Origin of the sequence: Ruminococcus flavefaciens AE3010, from assembly GCF_000526795.1 — a bacterium.
Lineage (GTDB): Bacteria > Bacillota > Clostridia > Oscillospirales > Ruminococcaceae > Ruminococcus > Ruminococcus flavefaciens_D.
Map to the genome: position 1 here is coordinate 3,251,143 of NZ_JAGT01000001.1, position 22,747 is coordinate 3,273,889.

Sequence of the window (22,747 nt, forward strand, 5' to 3'; positions counted from 1 at the left end):
CTACTATTTTTCTTGTTATAATAAGCATTGGTAATTTTCCAAACAGACTTCATGGCCAAAATAGGTTCATGTTGGAAAATTCAGAAAAACGTTAATTTTACAAAATTAGGTAAGCTTGCAGATGAACATAATGTATTGATTTATTTTATGGACATGGATTCTCTTTCTGTAAATAAAACAAAGTATACTTTTTATATGAATGTTGATAATAAAGAAAAAATATTGAAAGAACATCTTGGACTCAATAAGGGGATACTTCGCGATATACTTGGCAATAAAATATATTTAAAAAGCAGTGTATTAAAAACGATTGATCTTAATTCAAAATTGAAATTGCGTGTGCATGAAGGATTTGTTATAGGAAAGGATGAGAACTGCAGAAGTTTTATAAAAGATGCTCAAGATGAATATGATATCTCTATTATATATATGCCTGATTCTGTTGGTATAGAGGATATTATTATTTACATAATATTTTTAGTCGCTTGCATTATTATGTTAATATATTGTTATATAGATGCCTCATTTGAAAAAAAAGAAATTGCAATCAGGGTTTTGAATGGTGATTCATCGATATATCATTATGTGATTTGTTCGTTAAAAGATACGGCCATTTTTTCTTTTATTATATTTATGTGTATATTTTTTCAGACAAAATTCACTCAGATTCCTAAAGGGAACAGGAAAGTATATTATATTTTTGTGTTTTTTATTATAGCTATATGGATTATAAATATTCATATATTGCATATTGAACCAAAAGAAATGTTATATGGACATCAGTTATCTTCTTTTATCTTGAAGATAATGTTTGTATTTGGTAATGCAACGGCATTTGTATGTTTTTTGACAGTTTTTTATTCTGTCTTAACAGCATCAAATATAAGTCAATATTATCCGACGATAGAATTTTTCCGTGATCACAAAAATTATTGTTTTATTAATTTTGTAGTTGATCCATATTATGAGAATAAAATATTTGCTGGCAACGATAAAGCTAATAAGTATATTTTGGATTCATATAAAAATTTTTTTTAAAGAATATGAAAATTCGCTCAGTACAATATGCATAAATGATCTTGAAGCACAAATAGTCGACTACAAAGGAAAACTTAATGCAATATATTGTAATAATCGTGCTATTGATTATTTAAAAAGTAATATTCCAGAAGCTAAAAATATAGATGTGGATAAAAATGATGTTTCAATTATGTTTCCAGATTCTTATGATACAAAGGAGTTAGAAAGCATTTCTGAATTATTGCTTGGTTATTTCAATTCATATGAAGGATATTTGCCTGATGATTCAAATTTACAGATTATAAAATATAAAAGTGGAAAAGCTATAATGAGCTTTTCTTCGGACAATAAGAAAATAAAGTTTTACGACAATGCAATTATTTTGGTTGCATCTGATACCTTCAAAAAGAAAAATGTTGATAAGCTTAATATTAATCATGTTTTTTTACAAACTGGCATGATATTTGATATTAAAGACAAGGATGTTATAGCCAAAATAACAGATGAGTATCCTTTTGAACTGAAAATTACAAATGCATTTGATAAGTTTAAAAACGATTTTTATGTTCAAGTATATTTTTTTGTAACATCAATTGCTATGACTATACTTGTTTTTATATTATATATATCTGTTTTGAAAACTGCTCTCGAACTTGATTATAAGGTGAATTCAGTAGAACTTGCTATTAAAAAAACGCTTGGATATACAATAATACAAAAAAATAAAAAGCATTTTATAGGTGCATCTATTGTGTTTGCAATTGAACTGATAATTGCTATTATTATAAATAATGTCATTTTAAATATGAAGTATGTTATTTTTCTTTGTCCATTTATTACTTTTTTTATTAATTGCATTATTATTTATTGGTTTATATTTAAGATCGAAAGAAAAAAAATCTCAAATATCTTGAAGGGTGGTGCATTATGATAAAAATAGAAAATATTTATAAATCTATTGAAGGGCATATAATTTTTGAGGATTTTTCTCTTGAGGTAAAGGATAATGAATTCGTAGTTATTACAGGAGCGTCTGGCTGTGGAAAAACTACTTTGTTAAATATGATAGGTGGAATAGAGCCTGTTGACAAAGGGAAGATTGTTGTTTCAAATTTTTGCGTTACAAATCAAAAAAAAATGAAGGATTACTTTTTAAAAACAGTAGGGTTTCTTTTCCAAAATTTTGCTCTTGTAGAAAGGAAGAGTATTGAAAAGAATCTTAATATGGTTCGTAATAATGCCAGAAGTGATATTTCAATGGAAGAAGCATTGAAAAAAGTGGGGATGGCAGGAAAAGAAAAACAAAAAGTTTATTCTTTGTCAGGCGGAGAGCAACAAAGAGTTGCACTTGCTCGTTTAATGATGAAAAAGTGTGATGTTATTCTTGCTGATGAACCAACAGGTTCTCTTGACCGTGAGAATGCAATACATGTGATAGAAATATTGAAATCTTTCGTAAAAAACGGAAAAACTGTTATAATGGTGACACATGATCCTTTATTGATTGATGAAACGATGACCAAAATTGAATTGTAACTTGATTTTGGGTAAAGCCTGGAGTCAATCCCAAATTCTGTGTAAACGCAAAATAGTGCAATAGAATGGTGTATGATGAGACCGATTGTGAAAGCATTCGGTCTTATCTGCATATTAGCACATGATTATTTGATTGTCAAGATAAAAGTGTTATTCCGGGATCCTGTCGCCGTAATAGATCACAAGCTGAGCATAGATCTGGCTCCAGTCCTGACGGCGGCCTGTCCATTTTTTTGTGATGTCCTTCATAGCCAGATACAGCATCTTGAAAAGGCTGTCATCTGTCGGAAATACGGACTTGGCCTTAGTCACTTTCTTCAGCTGACGGTTGAACCCTTCTATGGTGTTGGTCGTATAGATCAGCTTTCTGAGTTCCTGAGGGAACTTGAAATATGTACTGAGATTAGGCCAGTTTTCATACCAGGACTTTGAGATCTTTGGATATTTGCTGTCCCAGGCAGCTGCAAAGGAATCAAGAGCATCCAGAGCAGCTTCCTCGTCAACTGCAGTATAGACCTTTTTCAGATCTGCCATAAGAGCCTTGATATCCTTGTAAGAGACATATTTGCTCGAATTTCTGAGCTGATGAATTATGCAGTTCTGGATATCAGTTTTCGGAAATACAGCCTCTATGGCCTGAGAGAAGCCTGTCAGGTTATCGGTGCAGGCGATAAGAATATCATCAACGCCTCTGTTACGCAGGCTATTAAGTACGCCTGCCCAGAACTTGGCGCTCTCATTTTCACCTACCCACATACCGAGAACGTCCTTCCTGCCGTCCATATTAACACCTATGGCTATGTATACAGCCTTCTTGATGATCTGTCCCTCGCTGCGGACATGATAGTGTATAGCGTCGAGAAATACAACTGCGTATACGTTTTCAAGCGGTCTCTGCTGCCATTCTTTGGCTACAGGGAGCACTTTATCTGTGATACGGCTGACGGTAGTATCGGATATTTCCAGACCGTAAATATCACGGATATGATCTTCGATATCGGACGTGGACATACCCTTGGCGTACATGGAAATTATCTTGTTCTCCATATCCTGAGATATGCTTGTCTGATTCTTAGGCAGTATCTTTGGTTCAAATTCGCCGTTTCTGTCACGAGGCACTTCGATATCCACCTTGCCCACACTGGTGCGAAGAGTCTTCTTGCTGTGACCGTTACGGCTATTATCAGTTTCCTTGTTCTTAACGTCATACGGCTCGTAACCGAGCTCAGAATCAAGCTCTGATTCAAGGCTCCCTTCCATAAATCCAGCAAGTGCTTCCTTGAACAGTTCCTGAATATCATCCATGCTCTGGATATTCGCTGCCGACAGAAAATCGCTTATCAGCTCTCTTCTTGCACGCTGCTCTTCTGTTTCATTTCTTCGTCTTCTGCTCATAATTAAAACCTCCGAAGTAGTGTCTCTTCTATTATACACTACTTCAGAGGTTTACACAAATTTTAGGATAGACTCAAAGCCTGCAAAACAAGTCTTTAATTTGAGTTCTCCTGTTGCTGTTTTCTTGTTTTGTGTCTTTATCATTCCGAATGTAGCAGCCCAATCATCGAAGCGAGCACAGCCACAATCTTCAAGTAAGTCTGGACGGAGATAACGTGTCATGACATAAAGCTCCGTCATTGAATTTGATAATGCAACCTAAAAAAGCCTCCATTACTTTGAAGTAATGGAGGCCTGCAATGAAAACTAATATTTTATTTAACTTCAATGTCTGTTCCGTCTAAAAAGCGGAACATCATTTTTTTATCCTGATATATTGTAACTTTTTCAATCATGTTTCGCCAAAGGTCATCATTGAATTCAGTCAATGGGGTATCTGATTTACTAAGTTCGTTTACGAATTGTTTGAGTTCCTTTATTTTGTTGAGGCGTGAATTCTTTTGAGCAAGGAGTTTATCATATTCTGATTTCTTTTCCATATATTGCTTGTTAAGTTCAGAGCAGTGTTTTTCAAATTCTGCAGTATTCTGAGCCGTGATTGAGTTGTTTTTTATATTAAAATAATCATGTGCTAATATGCAGATAAGACCGACTGTGTCAACAATCGGTCTCATCATATACTCTTTTATTGCACTATTTGCCGTTTACACAGAATTTGGGATTGACTCCAGTGTGTGAGCGTCTTCTCAATATTACATCTGTTCCTATGGAGAATTATGAGCCTGTTTTTCCATAAATTCTTCCATAGATATTATTCCTTCCTTTTCAGTTGAGGTATAGGCATAATAGGACAGAATATTTGAAGCGTCCACAGCATTGATACTGCCGTTGCGGTCAACGTCTGCGGCAAGCTTCTGATTCGCATCGAGGTCGCCGTTCTTATTGGTGGAGGTCATGGCGTAGTATGTCAGGACCTCAGAAGCGTCAACAGCATTTACCATACCGTCATCGTTTACGTCGCCAAGCTTATACTCAGTAGTTTCATCAGGGTTAGCCTTTGTTGTGACAGTAGTTGTAGTGGTTGTCGTTGTTGTCGTAGTTTTTTTCTCGCCGAGTATTCTGATGTAGCCGTTGTATATACCCTTAGTGAATACATAGGTCATCTGAAGTTTTCCTGCCTCGTCCTTATGACTGTTTATAAAGGTATCAGCTACTATGCCGTCGTCTGTATACGCCAAGCCTATGGGATAGACTTCACCCTGCTCAGCATTTTCGGGAACTATAAAATCAATGGTGAATAAACAGCTGTGATTCAGCAGAGTATCCTCGGCATATGCATAGAATGCCAGCTGTCCGTCTTCGATCTTTGCCGAGCCTGTAGTGAAGCCGTTTAATCCTTTGCCTGGTGTTATGAACTTACCTGCTGAGTTTTCTTTGACAGTCAGACGAGTGTCATAAAAAACGTGGAACTTGATGTAGCTGACCGGTTCCGTTGCGCCTGTAATACTGAAATAAACTCGCTGGACCTTGCCCTTTGCATATTCGGGGTCGAGTCCTATCTTATCGAAATAGAGCATAATGCCGCCATCATAATCCCTGGGATTTATCTTCGGAGTATTCCAATCCTTCGGCTGTACCCAGCGAGTTCTGTCGTAGGGGACTTCCATGTCGTCCTGTTTGTCAAAGGGATTATCTGATATCGTATCAGACGTATCAGCGACACTTTCTGCTTCGGTGAGATCTGTTGAATTTGCTTTTATGATGCTGTCGGGAAAGCAATAATAAAGCGATAAGACCAGTGCAAGACTTGTTATTAATGATATAATGCGAGTCAAAAGTCTATTTTTCATAATTGACCTCCTGTTACACAGCAATTCAGTAATAACAGATTATCATAATTTCTGCAATGTGTCAATACCTTTCTTGGAAGAATATATGCATAGAATAAGGCAATCCAACGGACTGCCTTGTTGTAATGCTAAAATACGTTTTTTCTGTTCTGATTTGTCCCTTACAATTTATTTTAGAAATTATATCAATCTGTGCAGTGCTATGTGCAGATGCACTGCACAGATCAACATCGGAAAAGAATTATAACATCAGCTATTGATGTGTATGGATCAGTAAAGCCACTTTGAAGCAAATGTATCTGCAAATGAGTCTTTATTCTTTGGAAGAGCAAATACAGAGGTCTGAAGCTCTTCAAGGTTCATTTTCGGCTGTATTCCGTATACATGATAGTCGAAATACTGTACCATTTTCTCGACGTCTTCTGCTATGACTGCGTGACCTGATTTATGGATATTTATAGCAAGATGATCGCTGAGCCCAACATAATCCCACACGTGCTTCATACCGAGGTAAGCCATCCATACTGACGGAGCATTTACCCAGTCCTCGCTTTCGCATGAGCCGATTATAAACAGATACCTGTCAGGATCACAGCAGAGAGAGCCCAGCATATGCTGATCCATCGGGAACTGCTCGGCGTTTTTGAACTCCATGAATCTTCCGTTGAACCAACCCTGCTCGCCCGAAGCCTGTAGGCTTCCGAGAGGCTCGTTTTCCTTATATGTATAAGATGAAGAACCGCCCTTGCTGGAGAAGTCATAGGTCTTTCCCACTGAGCTGTAGCGATACAGTGCCAGACCGCCTGCACCCGAGCATGAGGGAGCACACATCTTGATACGTGTATCGAATGCTCCGCATACAGAAGCTGCCTTGCCGTATCTTGAAACTCCTGTAACGATAGAGCTGTCAGGATTGATGTTCAGCTCCTTTGCTGCTCCATTGTAAAGAGCGTCGAGTATTCTGCTGATTCCCCATGACCATGCCATAAGATCGCCTGTCTGCTGATCCCAGCTGTTACCGTAAGGATAGAGATCATAGAAAGCACCCTTGTGCTGGTTGTTATCCTGTGCAGTTCCCGGAGCGCTGAACATTCCGTCACTGTCGTAGGTTATAACAGCATAGCCGTTTGAAGTAGCGGTGCTTTCAGAAATACCCTTGTGCATACCAAGGATAACAGGAGCTCCGCCCTCATGGCGGACATTCTTAGGAAGATTTATAACTGCCTTGAATGAAGCTGTCTTGCCTGTGCTCTTGCGCTTTACATTGACAGTCATGCTGTTGCCGCTAATGCTGTAGGTAGTTTCATCATCGGAGCCGTCTATCCATTTGCCGTACATATAATACTCATACATACAGCTGATCTCGCTCTGACGCTTCCACCAGTCGTCGGTGGATTCTACCTTTGAACCGTCCATAAATATGAAAGGATCGGGAATATCCTTTGAGCTCTTCAGCTGATTTACAGCAGGGAAGTTGTAGCTCTTTTCAAAAACAGGCTTTTCTGTGACAGTTTTTTCGGCCACGGTGAACTCTTTTATCTTACCGATTATAAAGCTCCGGAGCTGAACAAGGTCTGCTACCTCTGCCTTGCCATTCTGATCTATGTCAGCGGCTTTCTTTATGTTATTATCCTGGAAGCCGTTTATGAGTCCCTTTCGCATGATAACTTCATCAAAGGAAGATATCATCTTATCGCCGTCGAGGTCTCCGTAAATAAACTCTGGACTGCTGTTACCCTGTGTTGCAGGCTGAGTTGGCTGTGTCTGCTGCTGATCATCAGAGGCTTTTAAATAGCCCTCGATCTGTTCGAGCCAGTATTTTCCCATCTTCTCATAGCCGCCTGCGTTGGGGTGAACTCCGTCCGCAAGGTCCTTTGAAGCATCTATTACGCTGTGGATATCGGCGTAAATAACGTTTTTGCTGCTGTAGTCATTTGCAACCTTTTTTATGAGCTCATTGTATTTTGCAATATCGCCGTTTGAATTGCCGCCCCAGCCTGAATTGCCCAGGTCTGGGATAGTAGTAAGGAAAACCTTTCCGTTTGATGGCATATTTTCTCTCAGATAGTCAAGAAGCTTGTGCAGACGTTCCTCTGAGCCGTCAAGATGACCGTTTGAAACATCGTTTGTACCTATCTGAAGAAGTATTATATCGGGAGAGTACTTTTTTATATAATCTCCGCCCTGCATTGTCTCAAGGATACCGTTGAGCTGACCGAACCAGCCGCCCGGCAGGTTGGTTATGGTATAGCCGCTGTATCCTGCGTGATTGTCGTCGTACTTGACACTCTGACCGTTGTAATTGAAGGAAGCGCTGTCCTTTCCCTCAGGTCCTACGAGATCAACATTTGTGTAGCCCTTTTGCTGCAGAAAGTAGCTGAGATACTTTCTGTAGCCGCCCTCGTCAGCCATACCGTATGTGATAGAATCGCCCAGAGGCATGATCTTGATGGTGTCGGCTGCTGAACTCTGCCTCGGTGCAGAGGGAAGCAGGCTTAGTGTAGAAATCGAAAGTGCAAGAGATGTGCCGATTCTGAGAAAACGTTTTATTGTTTCCCCGACAATAAAGTGCTTTTTCATAAGTACCTCCCAAATAAAATTAATTAAATGAATGTGTGCTTTTTGTTTCCCCGCCTTTTGTTTCTATCAAGGCAGAATGCATAATTTTATTATACAAAATATAACATAATTGTGAATCGCCTTTGACAACAATATACACTAATCAACCGCGAATTGTAAAGAGTTTGTGAACAAAAGAGCAAATTTTGGTCAACAAACAGCAATAATTGGTGATAAAAAGGTAATATATTGATGTTATATGCAAAAATATATCAAAATTGTTACTGCACGAGCTGGATTCGTAACAAAAAATCCATATTCAAATCGTGCTAACAATATCATTTTCGGGTCAGATTGGGTATAGTTATATTTATTTCTTAACTGCTCGTAGCTTCTGAAAAAAGACTGGCTATCAGTGCACTTAATTTAATTAATACACATTGGGTGGATAATATCAATTAAGAAGATAATGTATTTGATCAACATAATCTGACAGGCTGAATTAAAAAACATATTGGCAAATAGGAATATGTGTGCTATAATATATTTGTTCTAATCGCCTTATGGCGGCCATTGCTCAGAACTTCGTTCGCTGGAGCGCAAATTCTTTATCCACACGTGGAGGTAAACTTGAAGGTATTTGATTTTGATAACACACTATATCACGGAGAGAGTGCGGTAGACCTTGCTTTGTTTATGATAAAAAATAACAGGAGGATCATATTGTATCTGCCTAAGATATTCATAAATCTCATAAAGTACAAGCTTTGCATTGTCAGGAAAGAGAAAATGGTCCGCGCTATCAATGACTTTATGAGAAATGTCCTTCGTGATAAAAATGAGATATATGATGCAGTAGAGGGATTCTGGGAGAAAAACAGTCATAAGCTGGACAGAAAAATGCTTGCAAAAATCAGTCATGATGATGTTATTATTACTGCCGGACCTGATTTTCTGATAAACGGGATACGCGGTATTATCAACACTGACCATATTATCAGCAGCAGGATAGACTCTGAAAAAATGAAGGTCAGATATCTCAATTTCGGTGAAAACAAGGTCAAAGGGTATAAGGCATTATATGGGGATAACCGAATAGAATGCTTCTACACCGATTCCTATAATGACAAGGCACTTATGGAAATTTCCGACAGGGTATTTATAGTAAAAAAAAGGCAGGCTCACCAGAATAAAATAATTTAGTGAAATAGAATGAAGGCGGCTTTAGAGCCGCCTTCATATTTTATGTGAGCTTGTTTTATTTGCTTTTACAGTATTTATTGCAGTTATTTGGAGTGTTGTAAAAAACTGAAGTTATCAGTTTGCAGCTTCAAGTCTGCTTTCAAAATCTTCAGGGGTAAAGCCTGATACTCTGATCGACATTATGTAATCATCATTAATTCTTCTGACATAGTTTATGTGATTCTGATCAAAAACGGTGTAGCTTGCTTTGATGTAGCTCTTGCCGCAGAGTTCAACAGTTTCGGGAGCACTTATATCAGTTGCCTCAATATCAGGCGAGAAGCTCAGCTCATTGCGCTGCATGAATTCTGCTGCGGTAATATCGGGGGCATCTGGGTATCTGAGTTTTGTGTTAAAGAACCATACATCGACATACTTTACATTTTCCATATCCTCGCCATAGCAGGCAGAAGCGTCCAGTGTGCCTGTGAAGTAGGTCTCTTTTTCTGCTTCGCTCATGAATCTTGTGGGCATGATATAGTGAGTATTAAGATCGTCACTGTTCAGGAAATGAACATTTTCGGGTATAGTAATCTTTATGCCTGCAAATTCTGAGGTATAGACGTTTCCGTTGGATATTCCTGCGGAAAATGCATTATTCTCAGCAGTTTCGTTTTCAAGCTGAGCAGTATTTGTGTCTGTTACCTGAGCTTCTTTGTTATTTGTCTCAGCAGAGACAATAGTGGTATCATTTGTTACACTTGTGACAGTAGTTTCTGACGGTTTAGCAGAGGTGAGTTCTGTTGTTATTTCTGCAGAAATAGCTACTGCGTTTGGTTTATCGGCTGGTGAAGTAGCAGCTTCGGGGAAAGAGACATTGTCCTTTCCGCATGATGTGAGTGCGCAAAGTGTGACTGCAAGTGTGATAATAATTGACTTTTTCATAATTGTTACTCCTTTATATGTATAGGTTTCAAAACTAAATTGAACGTTCATAAATACTAATCGGAGCGAAAAAATGAAATGTGACATAAATTTCTGAATTTAAAAAAATAATTTCTGAAAATCTCATGATCCGCCGTTTACGACGGCTTAGTGTGCAAAAAAGTCAGAGCAGAGCAGACAACAGCGCAGCTGCGATATTATGTCCATGAACCTTTTTCATATCAATGCAATACTATGAAACAGGTGGTTGTTTTACAGCCGGTTTTACTGCAATTGGTGGGAAAGGAAACATATACATGATAAGAAATGCAGTTATAGGGATACTTGTCCCGTTTATTGGTACAGCATTAGGTGCTGCCTGTGTGTTTTTTACGAAGCATGAGCTGGGAAGGGGAGTACAGCGAGCCCTTCTTGGCTTTGCAGGCGGTGTAATGGTGGCGGCATCAGTATGGAGCCTCATTATTCCGGCCATAGAACAATCAGAGCAAATGGGGAGATTGTCGTTCATTCCTGTTGTGGCAGGATTCTGGGGCGGAATATTGTTCCTTATGCTGCTTGACCATATCATTCCGCGATTAAACAACAATGCTGCCAAAGCCGACATAAGCTCAGGCAAGCTTTCAAAAACAGCGATGCTTGTACTTGCAGTAACGCTTCACAATATTCCTGAGGGAATGGCTGTGGGAGCTATATATGCAGGCTATCTTTCGGGCTCGGCAGACATAACCGCAGGAACTGCCTTTGCACTTGCAATGGGTATAGCAATACAGAATTTTCCTGAGCATAAAGCTTTTGAGCTATCTCAGGCAGCAGAGGTATCGTCCTGACAGAATAGCTTGTCTTGGGAGTGCTGAATATAAGGAGCGTTTTTTGAGGACTACTTTTATCAGGGTTTCTGATACGTGAGATAGTCTGATCAATTTTGATGTAGCTTGTTCCGTTGAAATCGAAGTGGACATTTTTCCACGGAAGTCCAAGCAACTCTCCTCGGAGATGTTAAAGATCGCGGAGATTATGGCATTGAACTGCTGCAGCAGATACGTGCAATGGAAAATTGTACATTGCTGCTGGGAAATCATGAGTATATGATGGTGAATGCCCTGCGGTATCCCGAAAACATGCACTATAAATATGTGTAGAGGAATAACAGAAGCCTAATAACTTTTGATAAGTTTTTCAAACTTACAGAAAAGGAGCAGGAAGAGCTGCTTTGCTATCTGGAGACACTTCCTTTACAATTGGAGATAACTGTTAATAGGCGAAAATTCATATTGGTACATGCTGCGCCACAGGAGCTTTATGAAACCGAAAATATGAGGCTCTATCACCTGAAAGAGTTTATGGTATGGCACCGTTTGACGCCATTTTCCCAGATGCCTGCGAGAAAAAACGTCATATTCGGTCATACTCCGACACTGCAGTTTCATAAAACGATGCATATATTTCACGGTAAGAGGATGCTTGATATAGACTGCGGCTGCGGTTTCCCTAATTCCGGCGGTCAGCTAGGCTGCATACGACTTGAGGATATGACTGAATATTATTCGAATGACGGCGTTTTCTCAAAAGAGGAAGCTGCTGAATGGCGGAAAACGCATCGTTAGACCTTGTATTGGAATATGTCCTCAGATAATACTTGACATTTTAGCGTGAATGATATATAATATACTCGTAAGTTACTAACTCATAATTCACTTAATTGGAGGCTCTTATGTTTTATTGTCGTGAAAATGAACTTGGTAAACTGAATAACCGCTATGATGACAACAAGTTTGAATGCGTTGTTATCTACGGTAGAAGACGAGTTGGAAAGACCGCATTGATAAAAGAATTCTGCAAAAACAAGCCGGTTATATTCTTTTCAGCCCTTAATGCTACTTCTCAGGAAAACCTTGAAAATCTGTCAAGAGCTATATATGAATATAAGAATCCTGATCTTGCCGGCGGTGACGCTCCGATATATCCCAGCTATGACGCAGCTTTTCAGGAGATAACCGAACTTTCAAAACAAAACCGTCTCATATTCGTAATAGACGAATATCCATATCTTGCCAAAGCTGAGAAGTCCATATCTTCACGACTTCAGCATATCATCGACCATGTTTGGCAGAACAGTCAGCTATTCCTTATCCTCTGCGGCTCTTCCATGAGCTTCATGGAGTATCAGGTGCTTGGATATGAAAGCCCGCTATATGGCAGAAGAACAGCTCAGTTCAAAATAGAAGCACTTAAATACCGTGAGATCGCAGCTTTTCTTCCAAAGCTTAAACCTGAACAGCTTTCACTCGTATACGGTATAACAGGTGGTATCCCTCACTATATCAACAAACTTGCGGTCAAGAATGATATTGATACTGCTTTAATTGAGAACTTATTCGACACTTCTGCATATCTGTTTGAAGAGCCTGAGAACCTGCTGAAACAGGAACTCCGTGAGCCTGCCTTGTATAATTCAATTATTACCGCAATAGCAGGCGGAGCTTCACGTTCAAACGATATATCTACAAAAGTAGGTATCGAAAGCAGTAAATGCGCTAAGTATATTCAGGTATTACTTGATCTTGGCATACTTCAGAAAGGAACACCTCTTACTGAAAAGCCAGGAAGAAAAACGATTTATGCGATCAAAGACCAATTTTTCAGATTCTGGTATCGTTTTATACCTCGGAATATGACTGCTATCACATCAGGCAGAATTATAAAGGTATATGATAAAGCGGTAAAGGAACATTTGCATGAGCATATGGGACTTACCTTTGAGGAGATATGCAAGGAATACTTGCTTTATTATGCCGATGACCTGCCGATAACATTATCAGATATTGGTCAGTGGTGGGGCTCGGATAAAACTGCTCGTAAAGAAGTGCAGATAGATATAGTCGGCAAATCAGCTGATAATAATGAATATATCATTGGTTCCTGCAAATATCGCAATGAAAAGATCGGCGTTGACGAGCTGGAACTCATTAAGCACTATGCCTCTGTATTCGGTAAAGGCAGCAAATACCATTACTATATTTTCTCACTCGGCGGTTTCACTAAGGAGCTTCTGGAGTGCGAAAAGCGTGGAGAAGTTCGACTTCTCACTTTGGACGAGCTGTATTAACGCTAATGAGGTACCGACGAAGTACCTGTGAAGTATATTTGTGACAGGGTTTATACCAAATAATAGTTTACGTTTAGGGGGAGAAAATATGAAAAACAAAAAACAAGGCAATAACTGGACAGCTTACTATGATAATGATACGAAGCGATACTTTGCGGAAATAATGTACACCAGCCGTGAGGGGCGTGAGCAGTATGATTATGAGATCACTCAGGATATTTATGCCCGTCTCGGTACATTCAGTGATGATGTCGACAACGAGAGACTTATCAAAACAGGCAATAGTATATACTCTTTTGAGAACACGATGTATGGCACACTCGGTCCCGAGAGAACGGTCTGGGATGAAGAAGCTAATGAAACCATGAATAAGTGCGTGAAGAAAAATAATGACTGATAAAGCTTATTTTCATCTTCCGGGGCTGTTTGAGTTCTATGACCTGTATAGTGTGTTTCTGCCGCTGTACCAAGAGCATAGGGAATATTTCTACGACTGGTGCGAAATAGCATCTGTCTATGGTGCTCCTGCCGACTGTATCTGGAGCGGCGGGCGTGTCGGATTCGGCGAATGTGAAGCTGAAGATGTACTCGCACTTATGAATGAATACGGTCTTTCTTCAAGGCTTACTTTCAGCAATTCGCTTTTAAAACCCGAACATCTCACCGACAGGAAATGCAATGCCCTATGTGAGATTTTCGCAGAAAGCAACGGTGTACAGAACGGTGTGATAATCTACTCGGATCTTCTGCTTGAACATATAAAAAATAATTATCCCAGTCTTTATTTTGTTTCCTCGACTACAAAGGTCCAGACTGAATTTGATCAGTTTTTAAAGGAAACAGAACGAAGTGATTTTAAATATGTTGTTCCTGATTTCAGGCTGAATAAGATGTTCAGTAAACTTGATACTCTCTCGCAGATCCAGAAAGATAAAGTCGAATTTCTGTGCAATGAATGCTGCTCGTTTTACTGTAAAGACAGAAAAGCGTGCTATGAAAATGTCAGCCTGAAAAATCTCGGAGAGAACTGTCCCGAGCATATCTGTACCGCACCTGATGGCAAAGACGGATACCGTTTTTCAAAGGCAATGAAAAATCCCGGATTTATCAGTACAGACGACATAATAAGCACCTATCTGCCCCTCGGTTTTTCTAATTTCAAAATAGAAGGCAGAGGGCTGGGAAGTGCTGTCAATCTCGAATTTCTGCTTTATTATCTCACAAAGCCGGAATATCAGCTTAATGTCCGTGAAGAGATCTATCTCGACAGCATGCTGGATCTGTTCTGAATATTACATATTCTAAGGAGTGATATAAGTGACAAAAAAAGGATTTTTGTTTTCATTTATTATTACTGTGGCTTTATCTTTTGTTTCATGCAGCGCAAAAAGGGATTATTCAGTTGTAAGGACACCATATATTCTTAAAGAATCAAATAATGTCTGCTTTTTCGGCGATGAACTGTTCTATTCAACGTCAAAAGACGTTATGTCAATGAATAACGACAGCTCTTTTGGAAAAGAAATTGAAATTGTTGCTGCGTCAAAAGCTGCAAATATTACTAACGGATAGAAAAGGACGGCTTTTATATGCTGCCCTTTTTTATTTGAGTGCGTGACATGTGTACAATCTTACAGAGAACTTCTTTATATATAAATGATTTTGAGGCATGAATTAGCTAACACTTATCTTACTCCTCCAAGTTTTCTTCTTTTACGAAAAATCTTATGTATGTGTAGGTCAGCATAGTATCCGTGATTCTGACGTGAAGTTCTCGCTGATAAAAAATATTTAAAACCGTGTCACAATATCAGTACTTGAATTGTATGTATTAAGTGAAAGCAGATCTGTTTGGAGAATGCCGGTATGAAAAACTATCATGCTGAACAGTCTCAAATTAATATGAAAGGAGTTAAGGAATGAGCGAAAGCGAAGTAAATGACAAGCTTAAGCATTCGCCTGATGATGGCCATCGTGCTTTATTTGATCATTACTACAACTATGTATATGCGATCACATTGCGTATTCTTCGCGGAAATGTATCCATGAGTGATATAGAAGAATGTGTCATCGACACATTTGCAGATATTATGCTGAACTATGATCCTGACAAAAGCGGCTCACTAAAAGCTTATATAGGAACGGTTGCCAAAAGAAATTCCATAAATATGCTAAGAAAATCAAACAGGAAATCCAACAATACCATTTCCATTGACAGCGATGATTTCGGTGAGCTCGTTTCCGGCACGGATGTAGAGCAGACTGCTGAAAATAATAATGTTTCCGAAGCTTTAATTAACGCAATAAAGGCACTCGGCGAACCTGACTCCATAATCATAATACAAAAATACTTCTACGACAGAAAGTCGTCAGAGATAGCAAAGATAGTGGGGCTTTCGTCAACTGCGGTACGTGCCAGAATAAGCCGTGCAATGAAAAAACTAAAAAAGGTCCTCGCAGACTTTTGTTGATAGGAGTGAATAAGTATGAAAGACAAAAGGAGAATAATAAATATGCTAAGGAATCCTGATGAAAAGACTCTGGAAAGACTGTCTTCAGAATATCCTCAGGCAGAACAAAGCCAGAAGGATAAAATGTACGAAAAAGTCAAAGAACGAATGAACAGTAATGACAATGTATTCACCGATGAAGTAAGCGGCGTTGAAAGATACACACGCCGTCATCTGTGGAAGAAAATCCCTGCGGCTGTGATGAGTATAGCTCTTGTAGGCGGAGCTATCAGTGGCAGCGCAATTATGCTTAAAAATAACAAAAGTACAATGCCGTCATCTGAAGTATCTGAAGAAACATCTACTGAAATAACCGAAGAAACAACTACCATAAATGACAATGAAATTACGGCGAATAGTGTAATCGATGAAACCAATGCTGAACAGAGTATTGATCAGTCTGATGTAACCAAGGAGCTGATATTCTCAATATGTGAAAACGGCAATACAAAAAATTTCGATAAAATATCATATTCTTATGAATATCGATCTTATTATGAAACCGGTTATCATATGGAGGAAAACAACGAAGTTTACGTCGATAATACTCAGGATACAGCAATACGAAAAGTAAATGGCGGATATTATCGTGGCGATGGCAGTGTAGTGTACAATAGTAATTATATCGAATATTTCCATTATAATGATGCGGCTGGGATTAGCGAGCCTGATACCAATGAATTAGGCAACAAAAAAGAATTCTATACCTTCCAAAATGAAGAACTGAACTTTAAAATCTGTGATTTTAAAGTTGATGGAAAGAATCTCCTTGAAAATCTTGATAACTGGGATATTACAGGTTTTGAAGAGTATCTTGGAAGAAAATGTGCAGTTATAAACGGAACATCAGATATTAAGATCCCATATGAAAGTATTTCTGAGGAAGAAGAAAATTTTGATATATGCACGTGTGAATTTACAATTATGATTGATTATGAAACAGGTATATGGATGAAGAGTGACATTAAAGAAAAAAATTATGGTTCCGCGCATTATACATTCATAATTACCGATATAGCTTTAGAAGATGATGCAAAACAACTACCTATGTCAAAGGAAGAATTCAAACAAGCTGCACTTAATGACTGTGTTAAACGTGTATGTGTCGAAAACGAAGAGGACTATATTATCGAACCAGTCGATGAATCTGATCTTGCTTTTCTTAATTAAATCATAGTTAAGCACTCAATTATTTGTACATTGAAAAGCACAGACCTACGTTTCGTTTGGAAGCGGCGTTGAAGTAGTATCTGATCATAATGAATTAATTTCAGTGTTAAAGAATTAAAGGACTATGATTGCCATATTAAATATATTGATTAATTTGCTTCGTGTGAATTAATATTATATATAAATGAAAGAGCTCCCTGTGTAATAAACACAGGGAGCAGTTTTGTAACCAGAGAATGTAACTTTTGAATTTAATATTAAATTATATTACTAATACATTGCGATACACAGATATATAAGTGTGAATCCTGATAGTTGTCTGTGATAATGCCCAGGCTGGCGACATATTTGCCGCCGCCTGTTTTAAGATCATCCTTAAGGTAGACTAAAAGACTTCTGGTGTCGATTATTGATCTACCGTTGACGTTATGATTCAAGAATTGTTACTGCACAGAGAAATGTTCTTTATATAATGATTATAAATATAAGTTTCAATACATGGGTAAAGACAACATCAGCTGCTCTATTTTTAGGATTACATATTCATATTGGAAAAGCGTTGTTGCAATAAATCGGATAGTATGTTATAATTCATTACATAGGAGGCGGGATCATGGATACTTCAAAAAGACTTCGGATAAAAGATGATGAATCGCTGCCATCATTGTAACGGCATGGGATAAATCCGCTTCAGATCGCCATTTTACAAAATGCTACTTCAAGTTGCGCAAATGCAAATCCAGGTTGGTAGATTTTTTAGGATGACCTGTGATAGAATAGAAAAAACCGAAAGTGAGGTATGCATATGAATTTTGCAGAACAATTAAAACAGATCAGAAAAGACAGAAAACTATCTCAGGAGGATCTGGCTGAATTGCTTGATGTGAGCAGACAGGCTGTATCAAAATGGGAGCAGGGAGCAGGCTATCCCGAGGTTGAAAAGCTGTTGTTATTATCCGACAAGCTGAATATATCTCTTGACAGCCTTATGGGAAACGAAAATTTACAGGAGAAACGATCGGAAAATGATAATGTGACAGGAAATATAATAATAACCTCTCCTAATGAAAATGTTATCGCTACCTGCTGTAAAGTATGTTCTTCACAAAAAATGAAAGGCGGTGCAGGCTCACCTAAATATTTTTTGATGGGAGTTAGCAGCGGAGGTAATCCTGCTTCGGGAGAGCCCACAACTCTTTTAGGCTGGTATGCAGATAATGAAAGCATTTCAAAAGAGATCAGAGAAATACAAAATGCGCTTGCAAAGGGTATTCCTGATTATGAACTGAAATACAGCTCTAAAGTAAAAAGGCACTGGCTGAGTATAAAAATAGTAAATGATTAACGGCTGATGCCCTCATTCAATATCATGATAAATAAAGGCTCATAAAAATGATCATGTATATAGATATCCGCCCGCAGGCGGATATCTTTTTTGTGCTATGCCTGTCAGCAGTTGATTTTGAAGCGTGCAGGGTGTATAATAAATACATATTATTTACATAAGGTGGGGACTATGAAAAAGTTATTGGCAATGATAATCATGACAGTATTGACAATAGTAGTTTTAATACCATTTACAGCTTATGCTGCGGACGTGGATTCGGTCTTGAATGCTCCTGTGTGGAACGATTATGTTGAACAGTCCATGGAGCTCGACAAAACTCCTGGACTTGCAGTTGCGGCAGTAAAAGGTTCAGATGTGGGCTTTAAGAATTGGGGATATGCAGATATAAAAGAAGAAACGCCGATGACGGAAGATACTCCCGTACATATAGGTTCATGTTCAAAAGCTTTCACTGCGCTGTCCGTCCTGCTTTTACAGGAGGAAGGAAAGCTCTCCATAGAGGACAGTATTTCCGACTACATTCCATGGTGGCATGTTACATACAACGGACGTGATGCGGATATAAAGATATGGCAGCTCCTGAATCATTGCTCAGGTATCCCTAATGCGGCAACCATGGCAAAGTATCCCTCAGAAGCAGACGCGGACGAAGAGAAAATCGCACGTATTGCCGAAGATCTTGAACTCGTATCTGCACCCGGTGAAAAATTTGAATACTGTAATCTTGGTTACTGTATTCTTGCATATCTTACCGAAACTGTCAGCGGTATGCCCTTTGATGAATATGTTGTAAAGGAGATAATGCAGCCCATAGGCATGACTCACAGCGGATATGACCTGCCTGTTGCACAGGGGTATATTTATTTCTGGGGCAGACCTAAAGCCTACAATGCTCCCCATGCGAAAGGTATCGAGGGAGAAGGCTTTGCAGTAACGACTGCTTCGGATATGGCTCTGTGGCTGAAAGCACAGATGGGACAAGCCGAACTTCCAGAAAAGCTGGAAAAGGCAATTGCTGCATCTCACGAAATAATCGAAGCCCATTACCCCAAGGACGGGATAAGGTGTGACGCAGATGACTGCAGCTATTTCAACGGATGGTATATCACCGACGGCGGAGTGCTTGAACACGGAGGCTGGAATCCGACCTTTAAGGCTCAGGTAATAATAGACCCAAATAGAGGAACAGCTGTTTTTACCGATTGTAATTCAACTGCAAATACTCAATGGTATGCAATGAACAGCTGCTACAGGGAGCTTACCGGTAACAGGAGATATATAGATATTGTGCGATGTGATATGTTCATAATTGATATCATTGCGTCTGTATTATCCCTTATAATAGTTGGGATCATCCTCTTTACTGCTGTTATGTTCCTGACACAAAAAAAGAGACTTGCCGCAAAAACAAGTACAGCCAAAAAAGAAAGGCATTTATTATATGCAAGAATAATCCCGCTGTTCATTTTTCTATGCGTGTCGATTATGATACCGTATGTCTTAGGTGCAGCACTGGGCTATCCCGGATTCGGCTATCGGCAGGTATGGACATGGGGCGGTCAGTCAGCGGTAGTAATGTGTCTGCTGCTTGATGTGCTGATAATTTTCCTGCTCATAACAAGTATCGCAAGGTACATACGCAGAAAGGAAGCTATAAATAAGAGCTGATATTACTGATACAGATTTGCTGTTGTTTGCGTTATATCCAAGCATCTTATACCCAAGCCCTTTAATATCATCATGTGGGGCATAAATTTATCTTTCTGAAATGATATTGTGTTTTTTGCGTTTGAGTGATATAATAGAGAAGCAACAGCAGGCACTCAGCCTGTTTATCGAAAAGGGGAATGACATATGAACGAAATGGGCAATAATAACACAGAGCACTCTGATCTCAGGGAGGCGTACAAAACATTTGTAAGGCAGATGTCAAACTGGTATAACGGAGGGGAAATTCCCGAACTTGCAAGTCAGGATCTGCGCTTTGTTTTAGAGCTGCAAAAACAGAAGCTGCAATCCCTCGGACTTGATTTGAAGTACGAGCTCCGGAATACAGGTTCGAGGAATGTCTCGGGCGTTTCTTTAAGCGACAGGATATTTAAAAACACCGTAATGGGCGGATATATGGATATGACAAGAAGCGTTGGCAGCTCGCAGGAGCAGCTGAGCAAAAACACTTCCGATATAAGTCTGTTTGCCATGATACAGGAGCTGAAGGACGGAGCTAACCCAAGTGACAATATGGCACTATGCTGTCCCAAATGCGGTGCGCCTTCAACTATCGGTATGCTGCAGGACGGCTGTAAATTCTGCGGTACGAAATTCATTATGAGCGAGCTGTATCCGAAGGTCATGAACTATATGATCAATGAACGCTATAACACCGAAAGGACAAGGCTCAAAAACAAACGTGATCTGACGATCCTGATAGCGGCGTGCGCCATACCGATCACAATAGCAGAGATAATTATCAACCTGTTCTCAGGGCAGACTCCCAGTATGATCATGAATATCTTCATTGCTCTCTTTGCAGGAGTCTTTGGCGGAGCTATGCTCGGCGGCATTATCTTTGTGTTCAAAAAGCTGTTTGAGACCTTCGGACTCATCGGCAAGGGGCTTCGTGGCGGAGGACATGCGCTCCCTACGGTGCTTCGTGCATATACGATAAAATGTTACGATCCCGAGTTTTCGTCGGAATACTTCCGCGATAAGATGATATCACTGTTCAGAATGGCTGTTTACAGCAAAGATGCCTCGGAGCTTGCCTGCTGCAAATGTCAGTGTCCCGAAAGGGCAGCCGATATCATTGAAGCGCAGCTTTACAATTTCAGCATAAACAGCTGCAAAATAAAAAACATGGTATGCGATGCAAAGGTCACGCTGTTTCTGGATTGTCTCCATTACAAAGACGGAAAAGTCAAAAGCAAGTCGGACAAGTACAGAATTCATGTGAGGAAGCGTATCAAGAACCCCACTGAGCTCGGCTTCTCTTTCTCTGCCGTGAACTGTCCCTCATGCGGCGCAAGCTTTGACGCCCACAGAGTAAAAGCTTGTCCCTACTGTAACAGTGAGTATCTGCATGAAGATCACGACTGGGTCGTTATTGATATTAAATGATCCGAAGCCGTGGGATCGCTGCATAAGCATATAAAACTAAGGAGCAATGCAAATGGATATTGATTATCTGTTGATGCTGCAGCGTTTCAGAGAAAGGATAAATGATGTACTGACGCCGTTTATGGAGCTCGTATCATTATTTGCTATTTCATTTCTGATCGTTATACCTGCTTTCATATACTGGTGTACGGATAAGCGCGTGGGACTGTATGCACTTTCATCATATGCGTTGAGTTCAGTGCTTACTGTTGTCATAAAACTGACTGCCTGCGTCTATCGGCCGTGGATAAGGGACAGCCGTATCATTCCTGCCGAAAATGCAGTGAGATCGGCAACGGGCTATTCATTCCCCAGCGGTCATACTTCAAATGCAGCCTCCATTTACGGGTGTTTAGCTCTGAGGTCACCGAAAAAGCATAGATGGATATCGTTCGTTTGTCTGTTCATGATATTTCTCACTGCTTTTTCCAGAAACTATCTGGGCGTACATACTCCGCAGGATGTTCTCGCAGCTATACTGCTCGGAGCTGCTGTTGTATTCGGTATGTCAAAGCTGTTTGAGTACCTGTCCTGCCATACGGAAAAGGAAGACATGTTTTTGGTAGGCGGAATAGCTTTTGGAATATTGGCACTGATATATATATTCGTAAAGCCGTACCCGAGGGATATGGTGAACGGAGAGCTTATCGCTGATCCTGATATAATGATGAAGGACGGATTCGGGTGTATAGGCAGGTTTACTGCACTTTGCTTTTCAAGGTATGCCGAGAAAAAATGGGTGAGGTACAGTCCGTCACTATCCCTGAAAACAGCTGTTCTTGGTGGTGTCGGAGCTGTTATGGTCATGCTGATAATAACATTCGGCGGTTCTCCTCTGGAAGCCGTATTCGGTATACACCGGGGAGCATTTATCAGGAACTTCATAATGATGTCTTTCATTATCGTGATATGGCCTGCTGTTATGAAGCTGAGCTCCAAAGACAGAAAATCGTTGGCTGAATGATGTGTT

Annotated in this window: 21 protein-coding genes; 16 read left to right on the top strand and 5 right to left on the bottom strand. The window is 39.5% G+C overall.

What is annotated here, in order from left to right:
* Positions 1 to 147 precede the first annotated feature (147 nt).
* The 3 genes from N774_RS0114360 to N774_RS0114370 are packed head-to-tail and all read left to right on the top strand — an operon-like array spanning position 148 to position 2,556.
* The gene (locus tag N774_RS0114360; RefSeq protein WP_196231561.1) at positions 148 to 1,038 is read left to right on the top strand and encodes a hypothetical protein; all 891 of its coding nucleotides are present in this window, start codon (positions 148 to 150) and stop codon (positions 1,036 to 1,038) included.
* Positions 980 to 1,951, top strand: coding sequence for a hypothetical protein (locus tag N774_RS0114365; RefSeq protein WP_024861900.1), 972 nt, complete (start codon positions 980 to 982; stop codon positions 1,949 to 1,951). Before N774_RS0114360 ends, N774_RS0114365 begins: the two co-directional genes overlap by 59 nt.
* A complete protein-coding gene (locus tag N774_RS0114370) occupies positions 1,948 to 2,556 on the top strand; it encodes an ATP-binding cassette domain-containing protein (protein ID WP_024861901.1) in 609 nt (202 codons plus the stop codon). Before N774_RS0114365 ends, N774_RS0114370 begins: the two co-directional genes overlap by 4 nt.
* Before the next feature lie 150 nt (positions 2,557 to 2,706).
* Here the strand turns inward: N774_RS0114370 and N774_RS0114375 are convergent, their stop codons facing one another.
* The 4 genes from N774_RS0114375 to N774_RS0114395 all read right to left on the bottom strand — a co-directional run bounded on the left by N774_RS0114375 (position 2,707) and on the right by N774_RS0114395 (position 8,381).
* The gene (locus tag N774_RS0114375) at positions 2,707 to 3,951 is read right to left on the bottom strand and encodes an IS256 family transposase (protein WP_024861852.1); all 1,245 of its coding nucleotides are present in this window, start codon (positions 3,949 to 3,951) and stop codon (positions 2,707 to 2,709) included.
* Positions 3,952 to 4,265: 314 nt separating this feature from the next.
* A complete protein-coding gene (locus tag N774_RS19275) occupies positions 4,266 to 4,628 on the bottom strand; it encodes a hypothetical protein (RefSeq protein ID WP_155250411.1) in 363 nt (120 codons plus the stop codon).
* 87 nt (positions 4,629 to 4,715) lie between these two features.
* Positions 4,716 to 5,801, bottom strand: coding sequence for a dockerin type I domain-containing protein (locus N774_RS0114390; protein ID WP_024861903.1), 1,086 nt, complete (start codon positions 5,799 to 5,801; stop codon positions 4,716 to 4,718).
* A gap of 270 nt (positions 5,802 to 6,071) precedes the next feature.
* Entirely contained in the window at positions 6,072 to 8,381 is a 2,310-nt protein-coding gene (locus N774_RS0114395) for an SGNH/GDSL hydrolase family protein (protein ID WP_024861904.1), read from the bottom strand.
* Between the two features lie 675 nt (positions 8,382 to 9,056).
* Here N774_RS0114395 and N774_RS0114400 point away from each other — a divergent pair.
* Positions 9,057 to 9,563: a phosphoserine phosphatase gene (locus N774_RS0114400; RefSeq protein ID WP_242836639.1), complete on the top strand. Its 507-nt coding sequence runs from the start codon at positions 9,057 to 9,059 to the stop codon at positions 9,561 to 9,563.
* A gap of 114 nt (positions 9,564 to 9,677) precedes the next feature.
* Here N774_RS0114400 and N774_RS0114405 read toward each other — a convergent pair whose 3' ends face one another.
* Positions 9,678 to 10,487, bottom strand: a complete 810-nt coding sequence (locus N774_RS0114405; RefSeq protein ID WP_024861906.1) for a hypothetical protein — start codon at positions 10,485 to 10,487, stop codon at positions 9,678 to 9,680.
* Positions 10,488 to 10,783: 296 nt separating this feature from the next.
* Between N774_RS0114405 and N774_RS17595 the strand changes: the two genes are divergently transcribed.
* From N774_RS17595 to N774_RS0114465, 12 genes are all read left to right on the top strand, one after another.
* Positions 10,784 to 11,314: a hypothetical protein gene (locus N774_RS17595; RefSeq protein WP_196231562.1), complete on the top strand. Its 531-nt coding sequence runs from the start codon at positions 10,784 to 10,786 to the stop codon at positions 11,312 to 11,314.
* A 210-nt stretch (positions 11,315 to 11,524) separates the two neighbouring features.
* Entirely contained in the window at positions 11,525 to 11,626 is a 102-nt protein-coding gene (locus N774_RS20165; RefSeq protein WP_431767940.1) for a hypothetical protein, read from the top strand.
* Positions 11,627 to 12,198: 572 nt separating this feature from the next.
* A complete protein-coding gene (locus N774_RS0114420) occupies positions 12,199 to 13,593 on the top strand; it encodes an ATP-binding protein (RefSeq protein ID WP_024861908.1) in 1,395 nt (464 codons plus the stop codon).
* Between the two features lie 88 nt (positions 13,594 to 13,681).
* Entirely contained in the window at positions 13,682 to 13,990 is a 309-nt protein-coding gene (locus N774_RS0114425) for a hypothetical protein (RefSeq protein ID WP_024861909.1), read from the top strand.
* Positions 13,983 to 14,882: a hypothetical protein gene (locus N774_RS0114430; RefSeq protein WP_024861910.1), complete on the top strand. Its 900-nt coding sequence runs from the start codon at positions 13,983 to 13,985 to the stop codon at positions 14,880 to 14,882. The genes N774_RS0114425 and N774_RS0114430 overlap by 8 nt, the downstream gene beginning before the upstream one ends.
* A gap of 28 nt (positions 14,883 to 14,910) precedes the next feature.
* On the top strand, positions 14,911 to 15,165 hold the full coding sequence (locus N774_RS0114435) for a hypothetical protein (protein ID WP_024861911.1): 255 nt from the start codon (positions 14,911 to 14,913) through the stop codon (positions 15,163 to 15,165).
* A gap of 347 nt (positions 15,166 to 15,512) precedes the next feature.
* Positions 15,513 to 16,064: an RNA polymerase sigma factor gene (locus N774_RS0114440; RefSeq protein ID WP_024861912.1), complete on the top strand. Its 552-nt coding sequence runs from the start codon at positions 15,513 to 15,515 to the stop codon at positions 16,062 to 16,064.
* A gap of 15 nt (positions 16,065 to 16,079) precedes the next feature.
* A complete protein-coding gene (locus tag N774_RS0114445) occupies positions 16,080 to 17,273 on the top strand; it encodes a hypothetical protein (RefSeq protein ID WP_024861913.1) in 1,194 nt (397 codons plus the stop codon).
* A gap of 805 nt (positions 17,274 to 18,078) precedes the next feature.
* The gene (locus N774_RS0114450; protein WP_024861914.1) at positions 18,079 to 18,618 is read left to right on the top strand and encodes a helix-turn-helix domain-containing protein; all 540 of its coding nucleotides are present in this window, start codon (positions 18,079 to 18,081) and stop codon (positions 18,616 to 18,618) included.
* A 171-nt stretch (positions 18,619 to 18,789) separates the two neighbouring features.
* Positions 18,790 to 20,289: a serine hydrolase domain-containing protein gene (locus N774_RS0114455; RefSeq protein WP_024861915.1), complete on the top strand. Its 1,500-nt coding sequence runs from the start codon at positions 18,790 to 18,792 to the stop codon at positions 20,287 to 20,289.
* Between the two features lie 186 nt (positions 20,290 to 20,475).
* Positions 20,476 to 21,738, top strand: coding sequence for a hypothetical protein (locus N774_RS0114460; protein WP_024861916.1), 1,263 nt, complete (start codon positions 20,476 to 20,478; stop codon positions 21,736 to 21,738).
* Between the two features lie 52 nt (positions 21,739 to 21,790).
* Positions 21,791 to 22,741, top strand: a complete 951-nt coding sequence (locus N774_RS0114465) for a phosphatase PAP2 family protein (protein WP_024861917.1) — start codon at positions 21,791 to 21,793, stop codon at positions 22,739 to 22,741.
* Positions 22,742 to 22,747 lie beyond the last annotated feature (6 nt).